The sequence below is a fragment of the Streptomyces sp. NPDC043867 genome (assembly GCF_056435845.1).
In genome coordinates this window covers 56,641-67,068 of record NZ_JBWKDS010000016.1, presented here as the reverse complement: position 1 = coordinate 67,068, position 10,428 = coordinate 56,641, and the positions used below count along the sequence as shown (strand labels likewise).

The 10,428-nt window shown below is 72.1% G+C and carries 10 protein-coding genes; 3 read left to right on the top strand and 7 right to left on the bottom strand.

Features of this window, described 5'->3' with window-relative positions; genetic code table 11:
• Positions 1-164 precede the first annotated feature (164 nt).
• The 7 genes from AC069T_RS17960 to AC069T_RS17930 all read right to left on the bottom strand — a co-directional run bounded on the left by AC069T_RS17960 (position 165) and on the right by AC069T_RS17930 (position 8,551).
• The gene (locus AC069T_RS17960; RefSeq protein WP_478783665.1) at positions 165-1,862 is read right to left on the bottom strand and encodes a dipeptide ABC transporter ATP-binding protein; all 1,698 of its coding nucleotides are present in this window, start codon (positions 1,860-1,862) and stop codon (positions 165-167) included.
• On the bottom strand, positions 1,859-2,875 hold the full coding sequence (locus AC069T_RS17955; RefSeq protein ID WP_478783664.1) for an ABC transporter permease: 1,017 nt from the start codon (positions 2,873-2,875) through the stop codon (positions 1,859-1,861). The genes AC069T_RS17960 and AC069T_RS17955 overlap by 4 nt, the downstream gene beginning before the upstream one ends.
• Complete coding sequence (locus AC069T_RS17950) at positions 2,872-3,864, bottom strand: ABC transporter permease (RefSeq protein ID WP_478783663.1); 993 nt, start codon at positions 3,862-3,864, stop codon at positions 2,872-2,874. The genes AC069T_RS17955 and AC069T_RS17950 overlap by 4 nt, the downstream gene beginning before the upstream one ends.
• 4 nt (positions 3,865-3,868) lie before the next feature.
• On the bottom strand, positions 3,869-5,590 hold the full coding sequence (locus AC069T_RS17945) for an ABC transporter substrate-binding protein (RefSeq protein ID WP_478783662.1): 1,722 nt from the start codon (positions 5,588-5,590) through the stop codon (positions 3,869-3,871).
• A 170-nt stretch (positions 5,591-5,760) separates the two neighbouring features.
• Positions 5,761-5,853: an Ms4533A family Cys-rich leader peptide gene (locus AC069T_RS17940; RefSeq protein WP_358850189.1), complete on the bottom strand. Its 93-nt coding sequence runs from the start codon at positions 5,851-5,853 to the stop codon at positions 5,761-5,763.
• A gap of 56 nt (positions 5,854-5,909) precedes the next feature.
• A complete protein-coding gene (locus tag AC069T_RS17935) occupies positions 5,910-7,517 on the bottom strand; it encodes a DUF3152 domain-containing protein (protein ID WP_478783661.1) in 1,608 nt (535 codons plus the stop codon).
• 8 nt (positions 7,518-7,525) lie between these two features.
• Positions 7,526-8,551 (bottom strand): alpha/beta fold hydrolase, encoded by a 1,026-nt coding sequence (locus AC069T_RS17930; protein WP_478783660.1) that lies wholly within the window; start codon positions 8,549-8,551, stop codon positions 7,526-7,528.
• A gap of 369 nt (positions 8,552-8,920) precedes the next feature.
• Here AC069T_RS17930 and AC069T_RS17925 point away from each other — a divergent pair, with 369 nt between their 5' ends.
• From AC069T_RS17925 to AC069T_RS17915, 3 genes are all read left to right on the top strand, one after another.
• Entirely contained in the window at positions 8,921-9,139 is a 219-nt protein-coding gene (locus tag AC069T_RS17925; protein WP_476752395.1) for a hypothetical protein, read from the top strand.
• A gap of 168 nt (positions 9,140-9,307) precedes the next feature.
• Entirely contained in the window at positions 9,308-9,949 is a 642-nt protein-coding gene (locus AC069T_RS17920) for a TetR/AcrR family transcriptional regulator (protein WP_476752396.1), read from the top strand.
• Positions 9,950-10,092: 143 nt separating this feature from the next.
• Complete coding sequence (locus AC069T_RS17915; protein WP_358850194.1) at positions 10,093-10,320, top strand: DUF3107 domain-containing protein; 228 nt, start codon at positions 10,093-10,095, stop codon at positions 10,318-10,320.
• Positions 10,321-10,428 lie beyond the last annotated feature (108 nt).

Sequence of the window (10,428 nt, the reverse complement as noted above, 5' to 3'; positions counted from 1 at the left end):
ACCTCTCCTCCCCCCCCCCCCCCCCCCCCCCCCCCCCCCCCCCCCCCCCCCCCCCCCCCCCCCCCCCCCCCCCCCCCCCCCCCCCACCAGAAGGGGTGAACGGTCGTGACTTTCCCGCACGGGCGGCGTTCGGTCGCGCTAAGGGATCACGGCGCCACGCTCGGTCAGGCTGCGGCCAGTTGTCGGCCGGCCGCCCGGCGCCGGGCGGCGATCTGCGGGTCGAGCGCCGGCACGGCGGCCAGCAGCTCCTTGGTGTAGGGGTCCCGCGGGGATTCGTACACCTCGTCGACCGGTCCCTGTTCGACGATGCGACCGCGCCGCATCACCGCTACCCGGTCGCTGACCCGGCGCACGACCGCGAGGTCGTGCGCCACGAACACCAGCGCGAGGCCCAGTTCCCGTTGCAGCTCGCCGAGCAGGGCGACCACCTGAGCCTGCGTGGTCACGTCGAGCGCGGAGACCGGTTCGTCGCAGACGATGACGCGCGGTTCGGCGGCGAGGGCTCGCGCGATGCCGACCCGCTGGCGCTGTCCGCCGCTGAACTCGTGCGGATAGCGGTCGTAGTGCGCCGGTTCGAGACCCACGCGCTCCAGCAGGTCCCGTACGCGCCCCCGGATCCGGTCCTCGTCCCGCTCGCCCCGCGCCCGTAGCGGATCGGCGATCGACTCGCCCACGCTGCGCCGGGGGTTGAGGGAGGAGACCGGGTCCTGGAACACCATCTGCACGGCCGGGCCGACGCCGGAGCGGGTACGCCCCTCGTAGCGGACAGATCCGGCCGTCGGCTCCAGGAGGCCGACCAGCATCCGGCCGAGCGTCGTCTTCCCGCTGCCGCTCTCCCCCACGATCCCCAGGGTCTCGCCCCGGTGGACGGCGAGCGACACGTCGTCCACCGCCGTGACCCGGCCCTTGCCGCGGCCGAACTCGCGCCGCAGCCCCACCGCTTCCAGCACGAGCTCGCCGGTCGGCGCCGGGCCGACGGCAAGTGGGGCACCGGACGGCCCCGGGACACCCACGCGCCCCCGCGGCTCGTCCACCCGCGGAACCGCCCCCAGCAGTTCCCGGGTGTACGGCTCGCGCGGCGACCCCAGCACCGCACCCACCGTGCCGTGCTCGACGGCGCGTCCGTGGCGCATCACGAGGATGTCGTCCACGCTCTCGGCCGCGACGCCGACGTCGTGCGTGACCAGCAGCAGCCCCATCCCGGTCTCCTCCCGCAACGTGTGCAGCAGGTCGAGGATCTGGGCCTGGACGGTCACGTCGAGGGCGGTGGTCGGCTCGTCGGCGATCAGCAGGTCCGGCTCGCAGGCCAGGGCCATGGCGATCAGCGCACGCTGCCGCATGCCGCCGCTGAACTCGTGCGGGCGGGAGCGGGCCCTGCGTGCGGCGTCGGAAATGCCGACCCGGTCGAGCACGGCGACGGCACGCGCGCGTGCCGCCCGCCGGGACGCCCGCGTGTGCACCCGGTACACCTCGGCGATCTGGTCACCGACGGCGTAGTACGGGTCGAGGGACGACAGCGGATCCTGGAAGACCATGGCAGCCTTCCCGCCCCGCAGCCGGCGAAGCTCGTCGTCGGAGGCCGTCTCCACGTCCACACCGGCCACGCGGAGTACCCCGCCGACCCGCGCCCCCGTGCCGCGGTGCAGTCCCAGCAGCGCGGACGCGACGGTGGACTTGCCGGAGCCGGACTCGCCGACCAGGCCCAGCGCGGCACCCTTCTCCAGCCGGAAGGAGATGCCGTCGACCGCCCGCAGCTCCCCGAACGCGACCGAGAGGTCCCCGACCTCGACGAGGCTGCCGTCCGCTCCGCCAGAACTCCCGGCGGCCCCGGCTGGACGCCGGTCCGTCTCTTCCAGGCTCATGCGAGCACCACCCGTCGGTCCGCCACCGCGAACAGCACGTCCGCGACGGCATTGGCCACAATCACGAAGAAGCCGGTCACCAGGACCATGCCGACGACCACCGGCAGGTCGACGACGTTCACCGCGTGCACGAGTTCGCGCCCGAGTCCGGGCAGGCCGAACATCGTCTCGGTGAGCACCGCGCCGCCGATCGCCGAACCGAAGTCGTTGGCGCTCAGGGCAATGACGGGTGCGAGCGCCCCGCGCAGGGCGTGCCGCCCGATGATCGACTTCTCCCCCACGCCGTACGCGCGGAAGGTGCGCACATGGTCCTCGGCGAGCGTCTCCAGCATCGAGGCGCGGGTCAGCCGGGCGTACTTGGCGGCCTCGATCAGCGCGAACGCGAGCCACGGCAGCAGCAGGTTCCAGGCCCACTGCTCGGGGTCCTCGGTGAAGGGCACGTACTGCGGGAAGGGCAGCAACCGCAGCTGCCCGCACACGACGATCATCAGGACCAGCCCGATGACGAAGACCGGCGTGGCGGTGCCGGCGAGTGTGATGCCGGTCAGCACCCGCTCGCTGAGCCGGCCGCGCCGCCACGCGGAGAGGACTCCGGTGCCGACGCCGAGGATCAGCCACAGCACCATGGCGCCCAGCACGAGGGAGAGGGTGACCGGCAGCTTCGCCCGGATCAGCTGCGTGACCTGCTGGTCGCTCTGGTACGAGAGTCCGAGGCAGGGCGCGTCGCAGTGCTGCACGGACGTGCCCGTGGAGTAGTCCTGACCGGCAAGGACGCCGTGGAGGAAGTGCCAGTAGCGCAGGTAGAGCGGGTCGCCGAGCTTCAGCTGCTCCGCCACCTGGTGCACCTGGGCGGGCGAGCAGCGCGGGCCGCAGGTGATCTGCGCGACGTCGCCCGGAGCGACGTAGAACACCGCGTAGATGATGACGGTGATCGCGAGCAGGGTGACGGCGGCACCGGCCAGCCGCCGCACGGCGAATCCCGCGAAGCCGGACGAGAAGGGCAGGCCGCTCATGCCTTGGCCTCCCGCCTGCGTCCCGTGCCGACGCGCAGCCGGGAGGCCGCGCGCGGGTCGAGCGCCGTCCGCACGCCGTCCCCGAACACGGTCAGGGCGAGCACGGTGACGAACAGCGATCCCGCGGGCAGCAGCAGGTACTGCGGTGCCGCCTGGTACCAGACGTCCGCCGCGGTGAGCATCTGCCCCCACGACGGCGTCGGCGGCTTCACGCCGACGCCGAGGAAGCTGAGCGCCGCCTCCACGGTGATGTTCATGGGGGCGAGCAGGGCGGCGTACGTGATGACGGGTGCGGCGAGCGCGGGCAGCAGCTCGCGGCGGGCGACCCGCCAGGAGCCCCAGCCGCTGAGCCGGGCGGCGGCCACGTGGTCCAGCTCCTTGAGCGTCAGGGTGTGCGCGCGGACGATCTTCGCGATCGAGCCCCAGGCCACCAGACCGATGATCAGCGCGACGAGGACGGGCCGCGGGAAGCTGCCCGGCACGATCGCGAGCAGCGCGAGGGACACGATCATCAGCGGCATCGCGATGATGACGTCGGCGGCGCGGCTGAGCAGCTGGTCGACCCACCTGCTGCCGAGGGCGGCGGCGACGCCGACCACGACGCCGATGAGGACCTGCACCAGGGTCGCCGCGAGCGCCACCCCGAGCGAGACCCGGGCGCCGTACACCAGCCGGGCGAAGAGATCGCGCCCGGTCTGCGGCTCCACGCCGAGCCAGTGGCCGCCGCTGACACCGCCGAAGGAGCCGAGCGGAACGCCGCCGCGCTCCGAGTCGATCAGCGAGGGGTGGTAGGTGGTCGGGTCCTGGCCCTCGACGGCGGTGAGGAGCGGCGCGGCGAGCGCGACCAGGACGAGCAGCGCCACGACGGTTGCCGCGACGAGGGCGGCGCGCTGCGCACGCAGCCGCCGCCAGAACTGTCGGGCCCCCGAAACCGCCGGGACGGACGGATCCGTCCAGGCGGCCTCCGAGGCCACCAGGGCCTCACTCATCGGTCTACTTCACCGCGACCTGGGAGATGTCCAGCACGCCGGTCCAGTCGCTGATCACGATGTTTTTGACGTCCTTGCCGTACAGCCGCTTGTAGACGGGGTGGAACAGCGGCACGGTCAGCGCCCGCTCGCCGATCTTCTTGTCCAGTGCGCCCCAGCGCTCGCCGGCCTCGTCGAGGTCGGTCAGCTTGTTGATGGCGTCGATCTCGTCGTTGACGGACTTGTCGTCGAGGAAGCCGGTGTTGAAGTTGGCGCCGTCCTTCACGATCTGGCGTCCGTCGAAGATCGGGGCGAGGAAGGGGCCGCCGGAGGGCCAGTCGGCACCCCAGTGGGCGAGGAAGAAGCCGGGCTCGGTCTTCGCGCTGTGGACCGTGTCCGAGTAGTCGTTGTCCTCCAGGCCCTGGAGCTTGACCGTGATCCCGGCCTTCTTCAGGGCGTCCTGGATGGCGGTCGCGATCTCCGGGCTGGTCTCGAAGTCCTTCGCGTTGGAGTGCGTCAGCGTGACCGTGAGCCCGTTCTTGTGACCGGCCTGCTCGAGCAGCGCCTTGGCCTTGGCCGCGTTGCCGGACCTGCCCGCCGGGAAGTGGTCGTACGGCGTGTAGCCGAAGGACTTCTGGTCGGGCAGGTAGGTCGTCGCGGCCTCGGCGAGCGAGGAACCGCCGGCCGCGTTGATCACCGAGGAGCGGTCGACGGCGTACGAGATCGCCTGGCGCACCTTCGGGTTGTCGAACGGCTTCACCTTCGGGTTGAAGGCGATGTAGTCGGTGTAGCCGAAGTGCCCGGTGCCGACGCGCGAGGCGAGTTCCTTGTCGCCGGAGACCTTGGCCAGTTCGGCGGGGCCGAGGTTGGTGTCCGTGGTGACGGCGGCGCCGTCCGCGCCCTGGGACGCCGACAGCCGCTGGTTGATCACGGAGGAGTCGAGTCCGGACCGTACGTCGATCCTGTCGGGGTAGGCCTTGCGCTCCTCGTCGGTCGCCGCGGACCAGTGCGTGTTGCGCTCCAGGACCAGCCGCTCGCCGTCGTTCTCGTTCTTGACGACCTTGTACGGGCCCGAGGAGACCGGGTGCTCCTCGTACTTGGTGCCGTTGTCCTTGGCCTTCGGCACGGGCGTGAACTGGGTCTGCGTGGCGAGGTAGGGGAACTCGCCCTCGGGCTTGTTCAGGTGGAAGACGATGGTGCGCTCGTCCGGCGTCTCGATCGAGTCGAGCCCCTTGCCCTTGTCCTTGTACGGCCCCTGGTAGTCGGCGCCGCCGATCAGCCAGTCCCTCAGGTACGGCGCACCGCCGGAGAGTTCGGCCGCGAAGGAGCGCTCGATGCCGTACTTGATGTCGGCGGAGGTGATCGCGCTGCCGTCCTCGTACGTGAGGCCCTTCTTCAGGGTGTACGTCCAGACCGTCGCGTTCTTGCTCGGGCGGCCGGTGTCGGTGGCCAGGTCGGGGACGACCTCGGCGCCGGCGGCGCCGTCCTCGCGGTTGCGGGTGGTGAGGGTGCGGAAGACGAGCGAGGGGACGTTGCCGCCGCCCGAGGTGTAGAGGCGCGCCGGGTCGAAGTCCTCCTGCGGGTTGGCGTTCAGGACCGTCAGCGTGCCTCCCTTCTGCGGCGTGGAGTCGCCTCCGGTGCTCTTGGCATCGTTGTCCTCAGGGCCGCAGGCGGCGGCACCCGCTGCCACGGCCAGGCTGACGGACACCGCGGCCACACGGCGCGCTATGAGGGACGGTTGACGCATCGGAAGACGACCTCTCGGGAATTGTCTCGCATGGCGAGACGTCACGACACAGAGTGAGACGAACGTGAGCAGAGCTCGCCCCGGGCGTCGAGAAGCGCGTCGAGAGAACGGCCGTGAAGGACAGACGAAACCCAGAAGGGGAAACGCGACGCACGCGCCGGGGGCGGGCGTCAGCGACAGTGAATGTCGGCCACGCAGAGCGCGGTCACACCGATGAGCGCCAGCTCAAGGGCGGCGCATCCGGAGGTGTGACGAGGCGACATGCGGAGAAATATGAACGAACTTTCGCCTGATGTCAACGCGACCCGGGCGGCCCCTGTCAACTCCCGGGATACTGCCAGGGATTGGCTTTGCAGTGGATTCCGTCATGGTCGAGGAACTTGGTCTGCTGCTGCATGACGGGAGCGAGGTCGCCGTCCTTGCCGCAGGTCACGTGGCCGAAGCCGAGCCGGTGACCGACCTCGTGGTTGATCAGCATCTGCCGGTACGAGTGAATCCGGTCACCGTAGGTCTTCGATCCCTGGGCCCACCGGTAGGCGTTGATCATCACGCGTTCGGTGGCCGCCGAATCGCACGACACGTTGTCCTCGGTGGTGTCGAGTCCGGACTTCGCGCACCACTCGGCCGTGGTGCCAGGACTCGCCAGGGTGATCACGAAGTCGGGCTTCCCGGAGGAGATCCGCTCGAAGGTGCGGGCCCCGCCGTGTGCCCAACTCCGGTCGTCGTTCAGGGTCTTCTGCACGGCCTGGGCGAAGAGTTCGGGGTCGAGCCCCAGCCCCTGCTCCACGTCCACCCGGTAGGTGTACTTGCGCCCCTTGCCCGGCGCCTTGTCGAAGCCGAGGACCGCGTCGAACTTCCCGGACCCCTTGAGCTTCGCCCCGAGAGCGTACTTCTCACCCATCTTCTGGTCGTACGTCAGCGGCACCACGCTCGGCGTCACGGAGGGCGTCGGGCGGTGGTCACCGCGGGAGGCGAAGTCCCTGGCGTCCCGGTCACCGCCCCCGGCGGCCTGCGGGCGCACGCTGCCGTCCTCGCGTCCGGCGGCGGCCTGTCCGGCCACGACGACCGCCAGCACGGTCGTGACGGCGGCGGCCGCGATCCCCGCGAACGTCCACCCCTTGCCGTTCCTGGTCTTCTCCGGCAGCGCCGGGTGGCCGGCACCGGTGTCCGGTTCGGCGGCCCCGGCCGGGGGCCCGCCTGTTCCGCGCGGCGCGTGGTCGCCGTCGTCCCCGCCGAAGGCGTCGAGGTAGGCCTGCCGCGGGCCGCCCCCGCGGGCCTCCCGCCGCGGTGCCGGTACGCGGGGGCCGGACCGTCCGGCGGCCGGCTCGCCCTGCGGCATGCCACGGGGGACGCCCAGGGGTGCGGTATGCGGTACGGCGGGAGCCGTCGCGTGCCCGGCCGCGACAGCGGCGGCCGGCGCGCCCATCCTCAACTCGCCCCACCCGCCGCCGGTTTCCCGGGCCTCGGGATGCCCGCCCCGCGCCTGGGGCACTCCCTGCGCGGGCGCGCCGTCGGCAAGGCGCGGCACCCCGTGAGCGGGCGTCCCGTCGGGGAAACGCGGCACCCCGTGAGCAGGCGTGCCGTCGTCGAGGCGCGGCGCCCCACGGCCGGGCGTCCCTTCGGAGAACCGCGGCACCCCGTGAGCAGGCGTCCCATCGGGGAAACGCGGCACCCCGTGAGCAGGCGTGCCGTCGGGAAAACGAGGTACCCCATGGGCGGGCGTACCGTCCGGGAGGCGCGGCGCCCCCTGCGCGGGCGCGCCCTGCGGCATCCGGGGCATTCCCCGCGGCGGAGTCCCGGCCCCCGGGGCCTGTCCCGCGGCGCCGGCCACCGGCACGGTCACTCTCGGAGCGGCCGGCTGTTCGCCGGCTTTCCCGCCGGCGGCGCCGTCCCTGTCGGCCCGCCCGCGGCGGCTGTGCCGTCCCACGCCCCGCCTCAGCTCCCCGCGCCCGCGTTGCCGACCCCGTCCTTCGCGGCCGGGGCGTCCGTGACCGAAGACCCGTCCAGCTCGCCCGAGTCGACCAGAAGTTCACGGAATGCCGTGGCCACCGTATCGGGATACTCCATCATCGCGACATGCCCGGCGTCGGGCAGCGTCAGCAGCCGCGAGTCGCGGAAGGCACGGGCCGCCCGCCGGGCCATGCGGAATCCCACCAGCTGGTCGCGGCCGCCGTAGACGAGCAGCGTCGGCGCGAGGACGCGCTCGGCCTGCCGCCACAGCCCGTGCTGGCCGCCCAGCGTGTACGCGTTGACGAGGCCGCGGGTCGACCGCGCCATGGCGTCCCAGAAGTAGGGAAGGGCCAGCCGCCGCTCCATCTCCTCGACCGCGTTGCGGAAGCCCTCGGGCGTGACCACGGTGGGGTCTCCGTAACAGAGCGCCGTGACCCCGCGTACGCGCTGCTCGGCGGTCCAGCCCCTGGTGAACCGGGTGAACAGGGGCGCCACGCCGGGCAGCGCCAGCAGCGCGGTCGGCCACGCCGAGCGCTGCGCGCGGATCTCCGGGAGCGCGGGCGAGACCAGGGTGAGGGTGCGGACGAGATCGGGGCGTACGGCCGCGACGCGCGTCGCGACCGCGCCGCCCAGCGAGTTGCCGAAGAGGTGCACCGGGCCACGCCCGGAGGCGTCGAGATAGCGGATGACCGCGCGCGCGTGCCCGGTGAGCGAGTAGTCGCCGTCGTCCGGCGGCGGGGAGTCGCCGAAGCCCGGCAGATCGAGCGCCTCGCTGTCCACGACGCCGTCGAGCAGCGGCATCAACGCCGACCAGTTCTGGGAGGACCCGCCCAGTCCGTGCACGTACAGGGCAGGCGGCAGCCCTTCCCGGGCCGGTGGCCTCGACCGGACGGTGAGCGTGACGCCCGGCAGGCCGACCGAACGCAGCCGCTCCCCCTCGGCGACCCGCACGGAACCGACCCTGGGCGTCACGGTGTTGGCCAGCACGGACGGCAGCTCGGTCGAAGACATGCGGGCAATGTTACGAGACGATCACGCAGTGGCTCACGTGTTCGCGGTCACAGCTCACGAGGTCCCGGTTCCGGCCGTTCGGGGTGATCGGCAGCGTGAGACCGGCACGACCGGCGCCACCGGCACGACCGGCACGACCGGCGCCACCGGCATCCGGCATCCGGCATCCTGAGCAACCGGTCCCCGAATCGCATCGTGACCCGGTCCCCGAATCGCATCTCGACCCGGTCCCCGAATCGCATCTCGACCGGTCCCCGAATCGCATCGCGTTCGGATCAGGTGTCTCCTAGGCTCGAAACAGGGCACCCATATGTGGCCCCTGCTTCGCACCGCAGGGCGTTCGAGGAAGCTTCAGGAAGGGAGCCCGCCATGGCCATCGACCCCACGGATCCGGAGACGTTCGAGGACGAGCAGTCGACCGCCCGGATCCACGAGGAGACCCCGGAGGCCGACGCCGCAGAGCAGCACACCGAGGTGGCCCCGAGCCGCGACGAACCGCTGACCGGTGCCGATCCCGGCAGCGCCAACGAGGCCGACCTGGCCGAGCAGGCCCGCGTCGTCTCCCTCGACGAGGACGACTACCGGTGAGAGGGAGGTGGGCCCCCTGACCGCCCTGCCCCCGTTTGACGAGGTCTGCGCGGCTATCGCTCCTGTCCGGTCCGTGAAATTGTGCGTCCGTGGCGCGCACACCGGGGTTACCGAAAAGTACGATGGCGGCGCGGCGCACACCGCATGTGGACGATTTTGGGAGGCGGCGTGACAGCCATCGAGCAGACAGAGGCAGCACGCCCGCGGGGCACACGCCTGCCGCGCCGTGCCCGACGCAACCAGCTCCTCGGCGCGGCTCAGGAAGTCTTCGTCGCCCAGGGGTACCACTCGGCCGCGATGGACGACATCGCCGAGCGGGCGGGTGTCAGCAAGCCGGTTCTGTACCAGCACTTCCCGGGCAAGCTCGATCTGTACCTGGCCCTCCTGGACCAGCACTGCGAGTCCCTGCTGGAAGCGGTGCGCACGGCGCTGGCCTCCACCACCGACAACAAGCTGCGCGTCCGCGCCACTATGGACGCCTACTTCGCGTACGTCGAGGACGAGGGCGGCGCCTTCCGGCTGGTCTTCGAGTCCGACCTGACGAACGAGCCCGCCGTGCGCGAGCGCGTGGACCGGGTCACGGTGCAGTGCGCGGAGGCCATCTGCGACGTGATCGCCGAGGACACGGGCCTGTCCCGGGCCGAGTCGATGCTGCTCGCCTCCGGGCTGGGCGGACTGGCCCAGGTGGTGGCCCGTTCCTGGCTGCACAGCGACCGCAGCGTGCCGCGCGACCAGGCGGTCCAGCTGCTCACGTCGCTGGCCTGGCGCGGCATCGCCGGCTTCCCGCTGCACGGCAGCGAATCCCACTGACGTACGGCGGGCGCGTTTGTTCCCGTCCGCTGTTCGCTGATGGCGTTGTCGGACGGAACGTGTACGTCCCCTCACCGGGCTAATGTGTGCTGCGTACGGCGCGGAGGAACGCGCACTTCACTGACCGTCGGAGGGACAAAGCCGTGGAGGTCAAGATCGGCGTGCAGCACGCGCCCCGCGAGATCGTTCTGGAGAGCGGTCAGACCGCCGAGGAGGTCGAGCACGCGGTGTCCGAGGCGCTGGCCGGCAAGTCGGCGCTGCTGAGCCTCGTGGACGACCACGGCCGCAAGGTCCTGGTCCCGGCCGACCGTCTCGCGTACGTGGAGCTCGGCGAGCCCACGGCGCGCAAGGTGGGCTTCAGCGCGCTGTAGTCGAGACAGCGCGAAGGGGGGGGGGGGGGGGGGGGGGGGGGGGGGGGTGCTACTCCCCCCCCCCCCCCCCCCCCCCCCCCCCCCACCCCCCCCTCCCCCCCCCCCCCT

Excerpts from the sequence above, each read along its gene's own strand:
- AC069T_RS17960 (WP_478783665.1), bottom strand. The coding sequence starts at position 1,862 with ATGAGCCTGGAAGAGACGGACCGGCGTCCAGCCGGGGCCGCCGGGAGT.
- AC069T_RS17955 (WP_478783664.1), bottom strand. The coding sequence starts at position 2,875 with ATGAGCGGCCTGCCCTTCTCGTCCGGCTTCGCGGGATTCGCCGTGCGG.
- AC069T_RS17950 (WP_478783663.1), bottom strand. The coding sequence starts at position 3,864 with ATGAGTGAGGCCCTGGTGGCCTCGGAGGCCGCCTGGACGGATCCGTCC.
- AC069T_RS17945 (WP_478783662.1), bottom strand. The coding sequence starts at position 5,590 with ATGCGTCAACCGTCCCTCATAGCGCGCCGTGTGGCCGCGGTGTCCGTC.
- AC069T_RS17940 (WP_358850189.1), bottom strand. The coding sequence starts at position 5,853 with ATGTCGCCTCGTCACACCTCCGGATGCGCCGCCCTTGAGCTGGCGCTC.
- AC069T_RS17930 (WP_478783660.1), bottom strand. The coding sequence starts at position 8,551 with ATGTCTTCGACCGAGCTGCCGTCCGTGCTGGCCAACACCGTGACGCCC.
- AC069T_RS17925 (WP_476752395.1), top strand. The coding sequence starts at position 8,921 with ATGGCCATCGACCCCACGGATCCGGAGACGTTCGAGGACGAGCAGTCG.